Raw genomic sequence first — 18,279 nt, 5'->3', positions numbered from 1 at the left:
TGAACATTGCGACTGAAACAGGGCCCGGTGGATTGTCCATAAAAAAGCCGGCTTGCGCCGGCCTTCTTATTCACTGCAGAGACTAGAGTCTGTCGAGGATATTGTTGAAGGTGGCACTGGGCCGCATGGCAGCAGAGACCTTGCCAAAATCGGGATTATAGTAACCGCCGATATCCACGGGGGACCCTTGTACCGCAATCATTTCCTTGACGATAGCGTCTTCATTTTCTGTCAGGGCCGAGGCAATGGCGGTGAATTTGCTTTTCAGTTCAGCATCCTCATCCTGCTCGGCCAGCGCCTGAGCCCAGTACATGGCCACATAGAAATGACTGACCCGATTATCGGGCTCGCCGACTTTTCGTGACGGCGACTTGTTCTGCTCCAGGTACTGCTCATTCGCCTTATCCAGAGCCGCGGCAATCACCTTGGCCCTTTCGTTGCCGTATTTTTCACCCAGTTCCTCGATGGACACCGACAGCGCCAGAAATTCGCCCAGCGAATCCCAACGCAAATGGTTTTCTTCAGTGAACTGCTGTACGTGTTTCGGGGCCGAACCGCCAGCACCGGTTTCATAGAGCCCACCGCCGGCCATCAAAGGCACAATGGAAAGCATCTTGGCGCTGGTGCCGAGCTCCAGAATCGGGAACAAGTCCGTCAGGTAATCACGCAACACATTCCCGGTGACCGAGATAGTGTCTTTGCCCCGGATCATCCGTTCCATGGTGTAACGGATCGCCTGAACCGGAGACATGATGCGTATATCAAGCCCGTCAGTATCATGGTCTTGCAGATATTTTTTGACTTTGACAATAAGCTGGGCGTCATGGGCCCGCTCCTTGTCCAGCCAGAAGATGGCCGGGGTATCACTTTGCCGGGCACGGCTGACGGCCAACTTCACCCAATCACGAATGGGCAGATCTTTCGCCTGACACATGCGCCAGATATCCCCTTGCTCCACTTCATGGGTCAGCAAGATTTCACCGTCTTCACGGACGATGCGCATGGTTCCGGCTGATTCGACTTCAAAGGTCTTGTCATGAGAGCCGTACTCTTCGGCTTTCTGGGCCATCAGGCCCACGTTAGGCACCGAACCACAGGTCACCGGATCGAAAGCACCATGGGTTTTGCAGAAGTTGATCACTTCCTGGTAAATCGTGGCATAGGTGCTTTCAGGGATAACCGCCTTGGTGTCCTTGAGCTTGCCGTCTGCGCCATACATTTTGCCACCCTGACGTATCATCGCCGGCATGGAGGCATCCACAATCACGTCGGAAGGCACGTGCAGATTGGAAATGCCGCGGTCTGAATCGACCATGGCCAGTTCAGGGCGGTGCAGATAGCAGGCACGAATGGTGGATTCGATTTCCAGACGCTGGGAAATCGGCAACTCTTCGATCTTCTGGTAGATGTGGCTCAGGCCATTGTTCGGGTTGGCGCCGATCTCATCGAGAATCTCGCCATGCTTGTCGAACAGCTCCTTGTAGAAACGGCGAACCGCATAGCCAAACACAATGGGGTGAGACACCTTCATCATGGTGGCTTTCACGTGCAGGGAGAACAGAATGCCGGTTTCCTTGGCATCATCGATCTGCTTGTCAAAAAAGTCACACAGTGCCTTTTTGCTCATATACATGGCATCAATCACTTCGCCATCCAGCAACGGCAATTCCGGCTTCATGACCGTGACATTGCCCTCGGCATTCTCAAACTCGATGCGAACATTGCAGGCTTTCTCGACCGTCAGGGAGGTTTCATGGGAAAAGAAATCGCCGCCACGCATGTGCGCGACATGGGTGCGCGATGCCGGGCTCCAGTACCCCATGCTGTGAGGGTTCTTGCGGGCATAATTCTTCACCGCAATGGGAGCACGACGATCCGAGTTGCCCTCTCGCAGTACCGGATTGACCGCGGACCCGAGAATTTTGGTGTAGCGGGCCTGGATCTCTTCCTGTTCCGCGTCGCGGGGATCATCCGGGTACTCCGGCACGGCAAAACCGTGCTCGTTCAGCTCCGCAATGGCTTCCCTGAGCTGTGGAATGGAGGCACTGATGTTGGGGAGTTTGATAATGTTGGCGTCGGGATCCTGGGTCAATTCCCCCAGCGCGGAGAGCGTGTCTTCCACTCTTTGTTCGTCTGAAAGATATTCAGGAAAACTCGCGAGAATACGTGTGGCCAGTGATATATCGCTGCTTTCCACTTGAATGCCAGCGATGGAAGTGAATTTTTCAATGATAGGTAGAAAGGAATAGGTCGCCAGCGCTGGCGCTTCATCGGTAATCGTATAAATAATTTTAGGGGTCATAAAATTACAGGTCCCAATTGTATTGGCAGTGCTTCTCGCCCGATATGAGCCGGCTTTTGGCCGTCAGATCAGCGAGCCTAAAAGGAGTGCTCCCTCCAGATAAACCGTATTCTGCATGAGTTGGCGAGTATAGCACCGACCGTTTAGCCTTGTTAGTTCAACCGGCACCAACGCCATAACGACAGCCACCGAAACCCATACCCATGGCACAACTGATATTGCTCAACAAGCCCTTTCACACGCTATCGCAGTTCAGTGACGACCGCGGTCGTCGCACACTGCGAGAGTTCGTCCCGGTGGCCGGCGTTTACCCGGCCGGGCGGCTGGACTGGGATTCTGAAGGACTGTTGTTGCTCACTGATGACGGTGCCCTGCAGGCGCGTATCAGTGACCCGCGTTTCCATCTGCCCAAGACCTACCTGGTTCAGGTGGAAGGCACGCCCGGGGAGCAGGAACTGCAAAAACTGCGCCAGGGCATCACCCTGAAGGATGGTGACTGCCGACCCGCCAAAGCGGCTCGCATCGACGCCCCTGACCTGTGGCCGCGTCACCCCCCGGTCAGGACCCGAAAAACAGTAGCGGATAGCTGGCTGAAACTCACCATAGACGAAGGTCGAAATCGGCAGGTACGGAGAATGACCGCCGCCATCGGTCACCCCACTCTCCGCCTGGTGCGCTGGCAAATCGGCGACTGGGACCTGACCGGGCTGGCCCCCGGGGAATGGCGGTCTATGGCGGTTCATGCGCCGAAAGCGCCTGCAGCCAGGCAGCGGCGGCCTCGGCGTCCCGCTCACGGGCCTCGACCCAGAACCAGCGGCCGCCGATAAGTTCTTTCTTCCAGAAGGGGGCCCGGGTTTTCAGCAGGTCCATGATAAAGGCGCAGGCCTCGAAGGCGGCCTGTCTGTGAGCGGCACTCACCGCTACCTGAACGATGTCATCACCCGGCTCCATGGGGCCAACCCGGTGCACTACCCAGGCACCATTCAGGTGCCACTTCTGCCGGGCCTGCTCGACAATGGTGCCAAGCACAGACTCTGTCATCCCCGGGTAATGCTCCAGATGGAGCGCCTCCACCCTGCCCTGTTCATCGCGGACCTGGCCGGAAAACTGTACCTGGGCGCCGCTGAGGCCCGCATCACGCAGCCAATCAGACGGCTCCGCGGCCACCAGCGGGCCATTACGAATCTCGATACGGGTTTTCATCCCCCGGTCACCGGCGGGAATAGCGCCACAACATCGCCGGGAGAAACCGTGGAGTCTTCCGAACCCAGCACCTCGTTGACCGCCACCATACGGCGTGGTGTGGCCGCCAGGGCCTCGGCCAATGCCGGGTCTGTCTCCAGCCATGCCACCAGCTTCGCCACCGTATCCACTGAATCCGGGGGGGACACTGCCAGCCTGTCACTGCCAACCCGCTCACGAAGGGCAGCGAAAAAACGGATTTCAATCATGCATGGGTACCTTCGAAAACCATCCCGGGAGCAAACAGCCATTGGCCATGCCTGCACGGCTCCACCCTATCAAGGAACAAACGCCTCAGGACCTGATGTAGTGACCACTGCGACCACCTTCCTTTTCCAGCAGGCAGATGGCTTCAATTACCATGCCACGATCTACCGCCTTGCACATATCGTAGAGGGTCAGCGCTGCCACCGAGGCCGCCGTCAGGGCTTCCATTTCCACCCCTGTGGTGCCTTTCAGTTTGCAGGAAGCCCGAATCAGCAGCGCATCCTCGCCCTCCTCGTCGATGGCGACCGTTACCTTGGTCAGCAATAACGGATGACACATGGGGATCAGGTCCCAGGTTTTCTTGGCGGCCTGAATGCCGGCAATACGGGCGGTGGCCAGCACATCGCCTTTGGGGTGACGCTGATCGCGGATCATCGCCAAGGTCTGCGGTTCCATGCGAATACGCGCCATGGCTGTGGCCTGCCGCTGCGTTTCCGCCTTGTCCGTCACGTCCACCATCTGGGCGCGCCCCTGGTCATCCAGGTGGGTAAACCGGTCCCCGGGCATTGATCACTCCTGTTGTCTGTGGCGCTGCTGCGCTACCATTCCCGCCCTGATTTGCGTCTGAATCCAGAGCCACGCGCGGGTATCGTGGATTCAGTTATCATTGTGCCCCATTTGGACGGGGTCGGTACCGGTAGGGTTGATATGAACAGCTTTGAGCCGCACATTACTGTGGCCTGTGTGGTGGAACAAGACGGGCGCTTCCTCTTTGTTCGGGAAATTAGCAAGGGCAAGGAAGTGCTGAATCAGCCCGCCGGGCATGTGGAGTTCGGGGAAAACCTGATGCAGGCCGCCTATCGGGAAACCCTCGAAGAGACCGCCTGGCAGGTAGAAGTCACTGATCTGCTGGGCTGGTATATCTTCCAGCCCTTCCGGGGCGCCGGGGTCTACTTCCGCACCTGTTTCGTGGCCAGACCGGTCAGCCATGACCCGGGCCAGAAGCTGGATACCGGTATTCTTGGCGCCGAATGGCTGACACCGGACGAACTGCGCAGCCGCCGCCCCCAACACCGTAGCGCCCTGGTGGAAAAATGCCTGGATGACTACCTGTCAGGACGCCGCTTGCCACTGGACACCATCTATCAGCACCCCTGGCCGCTACAACGCGGCTGACATGAAGGCAGCACCATGAGCCACGTTTCTGCAAAAGCCCCACAAGACACCCACGTGATCGTCGGCATGTCCGGCGGTGTGGATTCCTCGGTGGCCGCCGCAAGGCTGCTGGACGCGGGTTATCGCGTCGAGGGCCTGTTCATGAAGAACTGGAATGAGGATGACGGCACCGACTACTGCACCGCCCGGGAAGACCTGATGGATGCCATGCAGGTGGCCGGGGTGCTGGGTATCGAACTGCACACCGCCAACTTCGCGGCAGAATACTGGGACCGTGTCTTCGAGCACTTTCTTGCCGAGTACAAGGCCGGGCGCACCCCCAACCCGGACATCCTCTGCAACAAGGAAATCAAATTCCAGGCCTTTCTGGATCACGCCATCACCCTGGGCGCTGACTACATCGCCACCGGCCATTATTCCCGGGTGAGCCACGACGGCATGGGCCGCTTGCTACGCGCGGTGGATACCAACAAGGACCAGACCTACTTCCTCCATGCCGTGGATCACCACAAATTCGCGCGCACCCTGTTCCCCTTGGGGGATCTGGAAAAGCCGGAAGTGCGGCGCATCGCCGAAGAAAAGGGCTTTGCCAATCACAAGAAGAAGGACTCCACCGGGATCTGCTTTATCGGCGAGCGCCGCTTCAAGGATTTTCTCGAACAGTACCTGCCCGCCCAGCCCGGCAAGATCGAGGACGATCATGGCAATGTGATCGGCGACCACGATGGCCTCATGTATTACACCCTGGGCCAGCGCCAGGGGCTGGGCATTGGTGGTCTCGCCAACGCCGGCGATGCCCCCTGGTATGTGGCCGGCAAGGATCTGGACCGCAACGTCCTGATTGCCGTGCAAGGCACCGATCACCCATTGCTGTACAGCCGCGAACTGACCAGCGCTCCCATGCAGTGGGTTGCTCTGGCAGCCCCGGCCTTGCCCGCCCGGCTCACCGCCAAGACCCGCTATCGGCAACCGGATCAGGCCTGTACCGTCAGCGATGCCGGGGATGGCCGCGTCCATGTGGTCTTTGATGAGCCCCAGCGTGCCGTCACGCCGGGACAGTCCGTGGTGTTCTACGATGGCCCCCTGTGCCTGGGTGGCGCTGTCATTGAGGAAACGGCATGAGCGAACGCTTCAACCCGCAACAACAACAGCTTCTGGCCCTGGCCGCGGTCTTTCAGGCCGCCCAGCTGGCCGACGACATCGCCCTTCGCGGTGACTGCGAACCGCGCGCCTTCGAGGCCCTGATGCAGGGCGTCATGGCCCTGGACGCGGACAGCTTTGACGCCATTTATCCGCAGCCTGCCCTGCTTCGTGATGGCGTCAGCCTGCTTAACCGCAGCCTCAACCGGGACTCCGCCGGCGGCAACCTGCGGCCACTCAATTATGGCCTTGCCTTGCTGCACCTGGCCGCCAAACTGCGCAAGAGCGATGACACCGTGAATATCCTGCGCCATCGACTCAAGGCGCTGGATGGACAACAGGCCCATTTCAGCAGTGTGCGGGATGATGCCTTCTGCCACCGCCTGGCCGGTATCTATGTGGATACCCTGGGCACCTTTCGCTTTCGCATCCGGGTGAAGGGGGAACCCGCCCACCTGCAGGACGAAAACAAGGCCGCCCGGGTTCGCGCCCTGTTTCTGGCCGGGGTGCGCGCCGCCTTCCTCTGGCACCAGCTCGGTGGCCGTCGCTGGCAGTTGCTGTTCCAGAGGAAACGGCTTTTAATTGCCATAGAGTCCATAGATATCAATAACCTATAGGTCACTCTTAAAGCTATTTGCAGGATCAGCGCTCTCTATGCCCGGCGGGTATGAGCCGCGAACCGCGCGGTAGCGCGGAAATCGTCCGAAGGGCGATCAGGCGAATCAGAAGCCTGCATATCTCCAGGAACGCTTGCCGCAGCCATCACGCTCTGTTGCCTCGCTTCGCTCGGTTCGCCCCTCAAGCGGGGCGCCTACAGGGAGCATCCGCTAACCCGGCAAACAACAACGCAGCCTTTGCGGTTTTACGGTATCATTGCGCCGCTTTTACCCTCACGGAAACGATTCGGGAGCTATTTCCATGTCCAGCCTTACCTCTTTGAATGCCATTTCACCGGTCGATGGCCGCTATGCCGGCAAGGTGGATGCCCTGCGCCAAACCACCAGTGAATACGGCCTTATCCGCTTCCGCGTGCACGTGGAAGTGAGCTGGCTGGAACAGCTCGCCCACGACAAGAACATCCCCGAAGTGCCTTTGATGAGCGGCCAGGCTGCCTGGCACCTGCGCGGTATAACCCGTGACTTCGATGTGGAGCATGCCGAACGCATCAAGGCCATCGAAGCCACCACCAACCATGACGTAAAGGCGGTGGAATACTTCATCAAGGAACAGATGGCCGAACACGAAGAGCTTGCCGGCATGAGCGAATTCGTTCACTTCGCCTGCACCAGTGAGGACATCAACAACCTGTCCTACTCCCTGATGCTCAAGGAAGCCCGGGAAATCCTGCTGCCGAAGATGGACCAGGTAATCAGCGCCATCCGTCGTCAGGCCCATGCCCAGGCGGATCAGCCCATGCTGTCACGCACTCATGGCCAGTCCGCCTCCCCCACTACCGTGGGCAAGGAAATGGCCAATGTGGTGGCCCGCCTGCAACGCCAGCGGGACCAGTTTGCCGCTGTGGCGCTGCTGGGCAAGATCAACGGTGCAGTGGGCAACTACAACGCCCACCTGTCCGCTTACCCGGATGTGGACTGGGAAGCCTTTGCCCGCCGTTTTGTGGAAGGCCTGGGCCTCACTTTCAATCCCTACACCACCCAGATCGAGCCACACGACTGCGTGGCCGAGTACTTCCACGCCCTGATGCGCTTCAACACTATCCTGCTCGATTTTGACCGTGACGTGTGGGGCTATATTTCCCTGGGCTACTTCAAGCAGAAGACCGTGGAAGGCGAAGTGGGCTCCTCCACCATGCCGCACAAGGTCAACCCCATCGACTTCGAAAACTCCGAAGGCAACCTGGGCCTGGCCAACGCCATCATGGATCATCTGGCGGCCAAGCTGCCGGTGTCCCGCTGGCAGCGTGACCTGACCGACTCCACCGTGCTGCGCAACGTGGGTGTGGGCCTGGCACACAGCCTGATCGCCTTCGAAGCCAGCCTGAAAGGTATTGGCAAACTGGAAGTGAACCCGGCCCGCCTGAATGCGGATCTGGATGCTGCCTGGGAAGTGCTGGCCGAGCCAATCCAGACGGTCATGCGCCGCTACGGTATCGAGAAGCCCTACGAAAAACTCAAAGCCCTGACCCGTGGCAAGGACGGTATCAACCAGGACACCCTGACCGCCTTTATCAATGATCTGGCGATTCCTGACGAAGCCAAGGAAATCCTGCTGGCCATGACCCCGGGCAGCTACATCGGCAATGCGCCCCAGCAAGCGCGCAATATCTGATGACCGACGCTCCGGGCCAGTCAGCCCTGACCCTGCCGCGCTTCACTCTGCCCATGAAGCCGGCAGCGTTTTTGCGGGACTACTGGCAGAAAAAGCCCCTGTTCATGCCCGGCGCCGCCAGCGGCCTGGATGAGCCAGACGCGGACACCCTGGCCGGGCTGGCGCTGGAAGACAACGTGGAAGCGCGCATCATTCGCGGCTCTGCCGGTGGCAGCTGGGAACTGAAACAGGGCCCGTTCGAGGAAACCGTGTTTGCCGAGCTGGGTGAGCGGGACTGGACCCTGCTGGTACAGTCCGTGGATCACTATCTCACCGATGTGTCCCTGCTGCTGGACAGTTTTGCCTTCCTGCCCAACTGGCGTCTGGAAGACATCATGATGAGCTATGCCGCCAAGGGTGGCAGCGTGGGGCCCCACTACGACCGCTATGACGTATTCCTGATCCAGGCCGCCGGCAGCCGCCGCTGGCAGATCGGTGATATCTGCGACGAAAAAACACCGAAATTGCCGCATCCTGATCTGAAGTTACTGGCCGATATGCCGGTGCGCGAAGCGTTCGTGGCCAACCCCGGCGACGTCCTCTATCTGCCCCCCGGCGTGGCACACCACGGGGTCGCCGAAGACAGTGACTGCATCACCTGGTCGGTGGGCTTCCGGGCCCCGGATTACCAGATGCTAATGGCGGAAATTGCCGGTGAATGTCTGGCCGATGCGGACAGCGAACTGTTCACCGACCCGGACCGGACAGTGACTGCAGACCCGTCAGTACTGGCCGATGCAGACCGGCAGCAACTGATTCGCGGCGCCCTGGACCTGCTCAACCCGGCGGCCATTGAGCGTGCAGTTTATCGCTGGCTGTCCACGCCCCGGCTGGATGGACTTGAATTTGCCGTCGATGATGCCCATATTCGCCACCGCGATCCATCGATCGCCCTGGTGCGCCATGGTAGTGTGCGCCTGATTTTGCAGGGCAACATTGCCTGGTTAAACGGTGAGCCCTACTCACTGACAGAACAACAACGACCACTGGTACAGCTGCTGGCCCGCCAGCGCTGCTATACCCGTGACGCGCTGGATGCGTTAATGCAGCCAGCCGGGAGTGAATTGCTACATGACTGGATTGAACAGGGCTTCTTCGCCCCACTATAACGAGACCCCTATGGCTATCAGCATTATCGAGACCCGCTGGGACGAACACGAAAGCGCCCTGCGAGCCCTTCGCCAGAAGGTCTTTATCAACGAGCAACATGTTCCCGAAGAGCTGGAGTGGGATGGCGAAGACGATAACGCCGTCCATTTTCTGGCCCTGGACCGGGAACAGAACCCGGTGGGTTGTATCCGTCTGCTGCCGACCGGGCAGATCAGCCGACTGTGTGTGCTCTCCGAGCAACGCAACAACGGGGTTGGCAGTTCCCTGCTGGTCGCGGCGGAAGAAGCCGCCCGCGCCAAGGGCATGGAAGAAATCTTTCTGCACGCCCAGACCCACGCCACCAGCTTCTACGAAGCGGCCGGTTTTGCAGTGTCCGGCGGCATCTTCATGGATGCCAATATCCCCCATCGCCAGATGTTCAAACCCCTGGTCTGATGCCTTTTGTCATCGGTGACGACGACACCCTGCACCACCCGGAATTCCACGAGGCCGGCACGGCGCTGGCCAGCTTGATCCTGGCCTGCCGCCGCAGCCTATGGCTGCGGGTGCCCTCGCTGGATAACCTGACCGCCGACCGGGTCGTCTGCGATGCTCTCAAGCGGCTGGGATTGAGCAGTGAAAGAGTGGATATTCGCATTCAGTACGACAGCCAGGACGACGCTATCCGCAACGGCCACCGCCTGATCCACCTGGCGCGCAGACTGCCTTCCCGTATCCAGCTTCGCCAGAGCCAGGACGATGACAGGGATGGCCAGCTTTGCTTTGCCATCGGTGACAACACCGGCCTGTTTGAAGCCAGCGGCTGGCCCCGGCCCGCCCGGCTGGACCTGTGTGCCCACCGGCTGCCCAGGGCGCCTCGACTGGCGCGGCAGTTTCAGGAGCAATGGGAGCGCGCCTTCCATTCAACCGAGTTGAGGGAGCTACGCCTGTAGGCGCCTCGCTCGCGGAGGATGCCCGGCCAGCTGGGCCTGCCGTGCCGGAAGGCCGGGTTACAGACTCGCTGTCAGCCGCCAGTTCAGCTGCCCGCTGGCCTGATATTTTTCCTCGAAATCCGTCAACGGCTCGTGTTGTTCTGGCAACGCGGACAATGTCGCCTGGATACCACTGATCTGCAGCGCCGCCTGCACTTCTTGCAGATACAGGGGCCAGTTACTGCGCATTTCCAGCTCCCCACCCAGAGACAGCAAGGTGGGCCACACCGGGTGACCGTGCCAGCGCCGCTTGAGATGGGCGCTTTTGGGCCAGGGGTTGGGATAGAGAATCTGGTGGCGGAGAAGTTGCCAGCCCTCTCCGGCCATCAGCCGCCACAGGCCGGCACAATCGGCCCGCAGCAACAACAGGTTGTCAGGGAGGATCTCAAACCGCCTTGTCGCCCGGTCCAGCCGCACGGCGGACTGGTCCACGCCGACCACCAGGGCATTCGGATTCTGGCTGGCCAGCGCACGAGACGAGCGGCCGGTCCCACAACCGGAATCCAGCATCAGGGGTCTCTCACTGCCCTGCGCATCACGCCATTGCTGCAATCGGCGAAATGCCTGGACATCATGATCGGCAATGGGGGCGCGCCAGGGGTGCTGCAGATGACGGCGGACCACCCGATCCAGGTCGTCATGGATGGAGGTCTGGTTGGTGGTAACGCTTCGGCTGTTGGCAAACATGGCAACTCTGGGGTTGTTCACAGGCGGCAGCCATTATGCCTGTGATCCACTCACCATGCGCAGTGGAACCGCCATGGTACAGTGAGAAAAAGTCTGCGGGAGCCGGTCATGGAAACAAGAATGCACGCTTGCCGAACCCTGGTGTTCTTGCTGTTACTGGTGCTGGTCGTACCCGCGGCGGCGGATAACCTGCGAATCCATGTCCTGCCACGCCCGGACGCCCCCGCCCTGCTGCCCGTGATCGAACCCCTGCTGCCGCCTGGAGGCAGTGTGCGGGCCTACCAGGGCAAACTGATCATTCGCACCACCGATAGCAATATGGCAGAGCTGGAGCAGGCTTTGGGCAGCCTGGAAGCCACGCCCTCTGCGCTGGTTGTCCATCTGCGCCGCCATGGCAGCAGCAGTGAACAACGGCACGGTGTGAATACCCGCATCCAGGGGCAAATACCCGGCAGTGTCTCCGGCGACATTCGCATTCAACAGAGTCAGCGCCAGACAAGCCAGCAGGACCATTACCGGATCCGCACCCTCAGCGGTTACCCGGCCCATATCAGCCAGGGCACCCTGCTCGCCCTCGGCGGCGGCTATTACGGCACCGTGTTTGCCGAGCTGCAACAGGGAATTCAGGTAGTCCCACAACTGACCCCGGATGGCAGCGTGGTCCTGCAAATCAGCCAGCGCTACGATCAACCCGGCGGCCCCGGCCTGGCACACACCCAGTCCAGCGGCACCACCCTGCGGGTACAGCCCGGCGTCTGGCAGCCCATGGGCAGCATTAGCGTAGATCGCCAGCAGGACCAGCGAGGGCTTGGTGGGGTGCGAATCAGCAGCCAGCAGGTCAATTTGCCGTTAGAAGTCATGGTGGAGATCAGTGAATAGTTAACAGTGAACAGTTAATAGTTGCGCGGGAAACAACTGGCAGGGATTAAAACGCAAGAGGCCGCGCCCAACGATTGGGCGCGGCCTCTTTGCTTTCAAGAACCGCGACACGAGAACGCGTCGCTGTTAACGGTTAATTATTCACTGTTAACCGTTGTTCTTCAGCTCACGGCGACGACGGTGCAGAACCGGCTCGGTGTAGCCGCTGGGCTGGGAGCAGCCCTCGAACACCAGCTCTACCGCTGCCTGGAAGGCGACGGAGTTGTCGAAGTCCTTGGCCATGGGCACGTACAGCGGATCGTTGGCGTTCTGACGATCGACCACTTCGGCCATGCGCTTCAGGGTTTCCATCACCTGTTCCTGGTTGGTGATGCCGTGGTGCAGCCAGTTGGTCACGTGCTGGCTGGAGATACGCAGGGTGGCGCGGTCTTCCATCAGGCCCACATCATTGATGTCCGGCACCTTGGAACAGCCCACGCCCTGGTCAATCCAGCGCACCATGTAACCCAGAATACCCTGGGCATTGTTATCCAGCTCCTGCTGGATTTCCTCGGCGGACAGCTCACGGGTGAGCAGCGGCACGGTGAGGATGTCGTCCAGGGAGGCACGCTTGCGGTTGGCCAGCTCTTTCTGCACCTGGGCCACGTTCACTTCGTGGTAGTGGGTCACGTGCAGGGTAGCGGCGGTCGGGGACGGTACCCAGGCGCAGTTGGCACCGGCTTTCGGGTGACCAGCCTTTGTGGCCATCATCTCGGCCATCTCGTCCGGCTTGGGCCACATGCCCTTGCCGATCTGGGCATGACCCGGCAGGCCGCACTCCAGGCCGATGTCCACGTTCCAGTCTTCGTAGGCGTTGATCCACGGCAGGGCCTTCATGTCGCCCTTGCGCGCCATGGGGCCCGCTTCCATGGAAGTGTGCATTTCGTCACCGGTACGATCCAGGAAGCCGGTGTTGATGAAGATCACACGCTCCTTGGCCTGACGGATACACTCCTTCAGGTTGACGGTGGTGCGGCGCTCTTCGTCCATGATGCCAATTTTCAAGGTGTTAGCAGCCAAACCTAAGGCTTTTTCTACACGCTCGAACAGCTCAACGGCGAAGGCCACTTCTTCCGGGCCGTGCATCTTGGGCTTCACGATGTACATGGAACCGGTGCGGCTGTTGCTCAGTGTGTTGAGCTTCTTCAGGTCATGCAGACCCGCCAGTACGGTCACCATGCCGTCCATGATGCCTTCCGGAGTCTCTTCCCCGTTCATCAGGATGGCCGGGTTGGTCATCAGGTGGCCCACGTTACGGACCAGCAGCAGGGAGCGGCCGTGCAGGGTCAGCGTGGAGCCGTCCAGGGCGGTGTACTCGCGATCCGGGTTCATGGCGCGGGTCATGGTCTTGCCGCCCTTCTCGAAGGACTCCTGCAGGTCGCCCTTCATCAGGCCCGCCCAGTTGCGGTACACCTCGACCTTGTCTTCCGCATCCACGGCAGCCACGGAGTCTTCGCAGTCCTGGATGGTGGTGATGGCGGATTCCAGCAGCACATCCTTCATGTTCGCCGCGTCTTCAGCACCAATCGGGTGGCTGGCGTCGATCTGGATTTCCGCATGCAGGTTGTTGTGCTTGAGCAGGATGCCGGACGGAGCCGCCGCATCGCCCACGTAGCCCTGCAGCTGGGACTCGTCTTTCAGGCCGCTCTTGTCACCGCCCAGAGACACTTCCAGCTTGCCATCGACGATGGCGTAGCCAGTGCTGTCCTTGTGGGAGCCGCTGGCCAGGGGGAAATAGTTATCCAAGAAGTCGCGGGCCCAGGCGATCACCTTGGCGCCACGCTTGGGGTTGTAGGCACCGCCTTTCTCGGCGCCGCCTTCATCGGAAATCACGTCGGTGCCGTACAGGGCATCGTACAGGCTGCCCCAGCGGGCATTGGCCGCGTTCAGGGCGAAGCGGGCATTCTTCACCGGTACCACCAGCTGCGGGCCGGCGATGGTGCCGATCTCGTCATCCACATTCTCGGTGGTGACCTTGAAGTCGTCGCCTTCCGGCAACAGGTAGCCGATCTCGGTCAGGAACTGCTTGTACTCGGCCATGTCGATGGCCTGGCCTTTACGGGCCTTGTACCACTCATCCAGTTGCGCCTGGATGGTTTCACGCTTTTCCAGCAGCGCCTTGTTCTTGGGCGCCAGGTCCTTGAGGATGCTTTCCAGCTCGGCCCAGAAGTGTTCCGGGTCCACGCCGGTGCCCGGCGCAATCTCGTTGACTACCAGATCATGGAGTTCGGCAGCGATTTCGAGGCTACCCTTCTGAATACGATCGGTCATGGTGCTCCTACCCTTCTGGTCGAGAGAGTCTTGGTTAATCGGGACATTCAGCGAAAACCCAAGGGTCGATCTCACGTCAGTGAGCTCGGAGGAAATCGCAGAAGCCCGGGGAAACGGTTACATGGCCATCCGATGGACAGCCCCGCAAAAAGGCGCGGGCATTTTACCGGAAACGTGGCCGTGAATCATGTTTAGTGGCAAATCAGGGGAAATCGTTGCTTTTTTGATCAGCCGAACAGGTTGACCACATCCAGCCGATGGGCCTGTTCGCCGCCCTGCTGCTGGCCGTCTTCCAGGTTCTCGAAATCAAACAGACGGGTATCGGCCAATTGGGAGGGGGCGATATTCTGGATCGCGGCAAAGATGTTCTCGATGCGCCCAGGCTGGTCCCGGTCCCACTTGTTGAGCATCTCCTTGATCACCTGCCGTTGCAGGTTTTCCTGGGAGCCGCACAGGTTGCAGGGAATGATCGGGAAATCCTTGAAACTGGAGAACTCAATGATGTCCTTTTCCCGGCAGTAGGCCAGCGGGCGGATGACAATATTGCGGTTATCGTCGCTGCGCAGCTTGGGCGGCATGGCTTTCATCTTGCCGCCGTAGAACATGTTCAGGAACAGGGTTTCAATGATGTCGTCACGGTGATGGCCCAGAGCGATCTTGTTGGCGCCAATTTCCTCGGCAAACCCGTACAGGCTGCCCCGGCGCAGGCGGGAACACAGACCACAGGTGGTTTTGCCCTCGGGGACCTTCTCCTTGACGATGGAATAGGTGTCCTTTTCCAGGATGTGGTAGGCCACCCCTTCCTTTTCCAGGTATTCGGGCAGTACATGCTCCGGGAAGCCTGGCTGCTTCTGGTCCAGGTTCACCGCCACCAGCTCGAAATTCACCGGTGCCGAATGCTGCAGATTGCGCAGGATTTCCAGCATGGTGTAGGAATCCTTGCCGCCGGACAGGCACACCATCACCTTGTCGCCCTCACCGATCATATTGAAATCGGCAATGGCACGACCGACCTCACGCCGCAGCTTCTTCTGCAACTTGTTGAGGCGGGTCCGTTGTTTGGCGTCCAGGGCGTCCACAGACATTACGTCACCTTCATTTTGCGGATCAATCGGCGGTACAGCGCGGGGCTCCAGCGTTTTAGGTAGACGCCCGCCCCTTCGCGGCCGGCGATGATAACCTGATCACGGCCACGCTGCACGGCCTTCACCAGCCGTTCGGCGCATTCTTCAGGGGGAATACCAGCTTCCTGGGCCTCGTCCATGCTGCCCTGGGCGGAACCATCCGCGGTGAGCGCATTGAGCGAGACATTGGTACGGATAAAGCCGGGCATCACCAGGGTCACCCGGATTCCGGCATCGTACTCTTCCGCACGCAGGGATTCGAAGAACCCATGCAGGGCATGCTTGCTGGCGCTGTAGGCGCTGCGCAGGGGCGTGGGCAACTCACCCACCAGCGAGGTGACCACCACAAACCGGCCACTGCCCTGCTCTTTCAGCCAGGGCAGCACCGCCTTGGTCAATGCCACCGCCCCGAAGAAATTCACCTCCATGATGCGCCGATCCACCTCAAGATCGGTATCCGCCACCAGGGAACGCTGGGAGATGCCGCCGTTATGGATCACCTGATCCAGGCGATCAAAGCGGTTACGTACGGCCTCCACCGCCGCAGGCATGGCGCTGCTATCGGCCAGATCCAGCGGCAGGACCAGGTGATCATCACTGTTGACCAGCCCCTCGCGGACCCGTTGCAGCTCCGCTTCCCGGCGGGCAGAAAGCACCAGCGTTGCGCCGCGTCGGGCATATTCCTTCGCCACTGCCTCGCCAATGCCGGAGGATGCTCCGGTAATCCATACCACCTTGCCAGCCAATGTCTCGGACATAAGAACTCCTGAAAACCGCTACGAGCTGCAAGCTTAATGCCTCAAGCCCAAAAACAAAAAGCGCGGGAAACCGCGCTCTTCGCTCTTCGCTCTTCGCTCTTCGCTTGTAGCTTGTAGCTTGTAGCTGACGATTTATTTCAGCTCTTTGGAGGACAGCCCCAGCAGGTGCCGTGCGACGATCAACTGCTGGATCTGCTGGGTACCTTCGAAGATGTCGATAATCTTGGAATCCCGGGCGAGCTTTTCCAGCAAAGTCCGCTCGGAATAACCCAGCTCGCCGCACAGGGCCACACACTTGAGCGTGACCTCGTTGCCCATGCGCCCGGCTTTAGCCTTGCACATGGAAGCCTCCTTGGAATTGGGCTGGCCATTGTCGGCCATCCAGGCCGCCTTGAGGGTCATCAGCCGGGCCGCTTCCAGGTCGGCTTCCAGGCGATAAAGCTCCAGCTCCCGGGCCGTAGAGTTATAAGGTTGTTTCGAGAAATCAGCGCCAACCCCTTCTTTTTCAAATATTTCCCGGGTAATTTCCAGCGCAGCACGGGCCACACCCAGGGCCATGGCAGCCACTTGCGGTCGGGTGTTATCAAAGGTCTGCATGACCCCACCGAATGCCTTCTTGCGGGCTTCCTCGGTGTCACCGATCTCCGCAGAACCGAGAATATGGTCCTTGGGAATGCGGCAGTTATTGAAAGACAGCGCCGCGGTATCGGACACCCGCAGGCCCATCTTGTCTTCCACCCGCACCAGCTGGAGACCCGGGTTATCGCGGGGGACAATAAAGGATTTGATCGCCGCCTTGCCCAGGGATTTATCCAGTGTCGCCCAGACCACCACCGCGTCGCAGCGCTGGCCGGCGGTGCAGTAGATTTTCTCGCCATTGAGCACCCACTCGTCACCGTCCAGTTCGGCGGTGGTGCTGACGGCGGCGGAATCCGAGCCGGCACCGGGCTCAGTGATGGCCATGGCACAGTAGAGCTTGCCGTATTTTTCTTTCTGCTCCGGGGTGCCCACCGCCATGACGGCCGCATTGCCAAGCCCTGAGCCCGGGATCGAGAGCATGAGCCCCACGTCCCCCCAGCACATGGCTTCCACCGCCAGGATGCCGGTCATGTTGCTGCCATTTTTGATCTCGTCGCCACCGCCCTTGCCGCCGCTGCCGCGAGGCATGGCCGCCATCATCTGTGCCACGGGTTTCAGTTCTTCCGGGGTGTCGCAGTGCTCGATGGCGTCGTATTTACGGGCAATGGGACGAAAGACACCCGCCGCCAGTTGCTGGGCCATCTGCTGGACCTGTTGGAGCTTGGCCGGGATTTCCAGGTTGATCATGTCTCTCTCCTATACCATCAGGCTGCCGTGCAACACGGCGATGCTGCGCAGGTTGCGGTACCACATTTCCAGCGGGTAATCGCGCACAAAGCCGGCGCCACCGAACAGCTGGATACCGTTGGTACCGATCTCCATGGCTTTTTCCATGCACTGCAGCTGGGCCAGATAGGCCTCCCTGTGGAAATCCAGTCCCTGCTCCGCGCGGCTGGCGGCACGCAACATCATCAGACGCATGCCTTCGATCTCGATGCCCATATTCGCCACCATAAAGGCCACGGACTGACGCCAGGCAATGGGTTCACCGAAGGCCTTGCGCTCTTTCACGTAGGGAATGGCGTATTCCATGACCGCCTGACAGCAACCTACGGCCATGGCACATTGCCCAATACGGCTCAAGCCCAGCAGACGATCCAGATCAAAGTGCGGCAACCGGTCATGGGCCGGAACCCTGACGTTTTCCAGGGTCAGCGTGGCCGTATTGGCGCTGCGCAACCCCATGCAAGCCTCGGCAGCAATGGTCAGGCCCGGGGCATCCGCCGGCACCACAAACGCCGCCACCTCACTCTCCGTGGCAGCGATCACCACGAACCACTGACATTGGCCCGCCATGGGCACCAGGCTTTTCACACCGTTCAGCGTATAACCATCGCTTTCTTTACGGGCTGTTGTGGCCGGCATCGTCGGTTCGAAGGTGGCACGGGGTTCATTGAGGGCCACGG

General features: G+C 60.0%; 19 protein-coding genes. 9 read left to right on the top strand and 10 right to left on the bottom strand.

The features are described from left to right. Positions 1-82: 82 nt before the first annotated feature. Positions 83-2,302, bottom strand: coding sequence for an NADP-dependent isocitrate dehydrogenase (locus A3714_RS10195; protein ID WP_063508056.1), 2,220 nt, complete (start codon positions 2,300-2,302; stop codon positions 83-85). Between the two features lie 203 nt (positions 2,303-2,505). On the opposite strand from A3714_RS10195, the gene A3714_RS17555 reads away from it, so the two are divergent. Continuing rightward, positions 2,506-3,129, top strand: coding sequence for a pseudouridine synthase (locus tag A3714_RS17555; protein WP_082810883.1), 624 nt, complete (start codon positions 2,506-2,508; stop codon positions 3,127-3,129). On the opposite strand, the gene A3714_RS10185 is transcribed toward A3714_RS17555, so the two are convergent. The 3 genes from A3714_RS10185 to moaC all read right to left on the bottom strand — a co-directional run bounded on the left by A3714_RS10185 (position 3,032) and on the right by moaC (position 4,318). Further along, on the bottom strand, positions 3,032-3,505 hold the full coding sequence (locus A3714_RS10185) for a molybdenum cofactor biosynthesis protein MoaE (RefSeq protein WP_063508054.1): 474 nt from the start codon (positions 3,503-3,505) through the stop codon (positions 3,032-3,034). The two genes, A3714_RS17555 and A3714_RS10185, sit on opposite strands and share 98 nt — an antisense overlap. Continuing rightward, positions 3,502-3,753 carry a molybdopterin converting factor subunit 1 gene (gene moaD, locus A3714_RS10180; protein WP_063508053.1) on the bottom strand — a complete coding sequence of 84 codons (252 nt, stop codon included), beginning with the start codon at positions 3,751-3,753 and terminating at the stop codon, positions 3,502-3,504. The genes A3714_RS10185 and moaD overlap by 4 nt, the downstream gene beginning before the upstream one ends. Positions 3,754-3,838: 85 nt before the next feature. Then, positions 3,839-4,318, bottom strand: a complete 480-nt coding sequence (gene moaC, locus A3714_RS10175; protein WP_063508052.1) for a cyclic pyranopterin monophosphate synthase MoaC — start codon at positions 4,316-4,318, stop codon at positions 3,839-3,841. A 141-nt stretch (positions 4,319-4,459) separates the two neighbouring features. Between moaC and A3714_RS10170 the strand changes: the two genes are divergently transcribed. From A3714_RS10170 to A3714_RS10140, 7 genes are all read left to right on the top strand, one after another. After that, complete coding sequence (locus tag A3714_RS10170) at positions 4,460-4,927, top strand: NUDIX hydrolase (protein ID WP_063508063.1); 468 nt, start codon at positions 4,460-4,462, stop codon at positions 4,925-4,927. 15 nt (positions 4,928-4,942) lie between these two features. Next, positions 4,943-6,049 (top strand): tRNA 2-thiouridine(34) synthase MnmA, encoded by a 1,107-nt coding sequence (gene mnmA / locus A3714_RS10165; RefSeq protein WP_063508051.1) that lies wholly within the window; start codon positions 4,943-4,945, stop codon positions 6,047-6,049. Then, positions 6,046-6,684, top strand: a complete 639-nt coding sequence (gene hflD / locus A3714_RS10160) for a high frequency lysogenization protein HflD (protein WP_063508050.1) — start codon at positions 6,046-6,048, stop codon at positions 6,682-6,684. The genes mnmA and hflD overlap by 4 nt, the downstream gene beginning before the upstream one ends. A 301-nt stretch (positions 6,685-6,985) precedes the next feature. Then, the gene (gene purB / locus A3714_RS10155) at positions 6,986-8,356 is read left to right on the top strand and encodes an adenylosuccinate lyase (protein ID WP_063508049.1); all 1,371 of its coding nucleotides are present in this window, start codon (positions 6,986-6,988) and stop codon (positions 8,354-8,356) included. Then, positions 8,356-9,504, top strand: a complete 1,149-nt coding sequence (locus A3714_RS10150; RefSeq protein ID WP_082844613.1) for a JmjC domain-containing protein — start codon at positions 8,356-8,358, stop codon at positions 9,502-9,504. The genes purB and A3714_RS10150 overlap by 1 nt, the downstream gene beginning before the upstream one ends. Positions 9,505-9,514: 10 nt before the next feature. Next, complete coding sequence (locus tag A3714_RS10145; RefSeq protein ID WP_062817259.1) at positions 9,515-9,940, top strand: GNAT family N-acetyltransferase; 426 nt, start codon at positions 9,515-9,517, stop codon at positions 9,938-9,940. After that, positions 9,940-10,437: a hypothetical protein gene (locus tag A3714_RS10140; RefSeq protein ID WP_062817258.1), complete on the top strand. Its 498-nt coding sequence runs from the start codon at positions 9,940-9,942 to the stop codon at positions 10,435-10,437. The genes A3714_RS10145 and A3714_RS10140 overlap by 1 nt, the downstream gene beginning before the upstream one ends. A 57-nt stretch (positions 10,438-10,494) precedes the next feature. Here the strand turns inward: A3714_RS10140 and A3714_RS10135 are convergent, their stop codons facing one another. After that, positions 10,495-11,163: a tRNA (guanosine(46)-N(7))-methyltransferase TrmB gene (locus A3714_RS10135; RefSeq protein WP_063508048.1), complete on the bottom strand. Its 669-nt coding sequence runs from the start codon at positions 11,161-11,163 to the stop codon at positions 10,495-10,497. A gap of 108 nt (positions 11,164-11,271) precedes the next feature. On the opposite strand from A3714_RS10135, the gene A3714_RS10130 reads away from it, so the two are divergent. Continuing rightward, complete coding sequence (locus A3714_RS10130; RefSeq protein WP_231866007.1) at positions 11,272-12,042, top strand: type II and III secretion system protein; 771 nt, start codon at positions 11,272-11,274, stop codon at positions 12,040-12,042. Positions 12,043-12,189: 147 nt separating this feature from the next. On the opposite strand, the gene A3714_RS10125 is transcribed toward A3714_RS10130, so the two are convergent. From A3714_RS10125 to A3714_RS10105, 5 genes are all read right to left on the bottom strand, one after another. Further along, positions 12,190-14,352, bottom strand: coding sequence for a malate synthase G (locus A3714_RS10125; RefSeq protein ID WP_063508046.1), 2,163 nt, complete (start codon positions 14,350-14,352; stop codon positions 12,190-12,192). A gap of 227 nt (positions 14,353-14,579) precedes the next feature. Continuing rightward, positions 14,580-15,437, bottom strand: a complete 858-nt coding sequence (gene ttcA, locus A3714_RS10120) for a tRNA 2-thiocytidine(32) synthetase TtcA (protein WP_063508045.1) — start codon at positions 15,435-15,437, stop codon at positions 14,580-14,582. After that, the gene (locus tag A3714_RS10115) at positions 15,437-16,234 is read right to left on the bottom strand and encodes an SDR family oxidoreductase (protein ID WP_063508044.1); all 798 of its coding nucleotides are present in this window, start codon (positions 16,232-16,234) and stop codon (positions 15,437-15,439) included. Before A3714_RS10115 ends, ttcA begins: the two co-directional genes overlap by 1 nt. A 132-nt stretch (positions 16,235-16,366) precedes the next feature. Further along, positions 16,367-17,560, bottom strand: coding sequence for an acyl-CoA dehydrogenase family protein (locus A3714_RS10110; protein ID WP_063508043.1), 1,194 nt, complete (start codon positions 17,558-17,560; stop codon positions 16,367-16,369). A gap of 9 nt (positions 17,561-17,569) precedes the next feature. Further along, positions 17,570-18,279 (bottom strand): acyl-CoA dehydrogenase family protein (locus A3714_RS10105; protein ID WP_197463403.1); only part of this gene is annotated, 710 nt, incomplete at its 5' end.

Source organism: Alcanivorax sp. HI0007 (genome assembly GCF_001635525.1).
Lineage (GTDB): Bacteria > Pseudomonadota > Gammaproteobacteria > Pseudomonadales > Alcanivoracaceae > Alcanivorax.
Note: the sequence above shows the minus strand (reverse complement) of the source record. Positions and strands in the feature narration are given on the sequence as shown.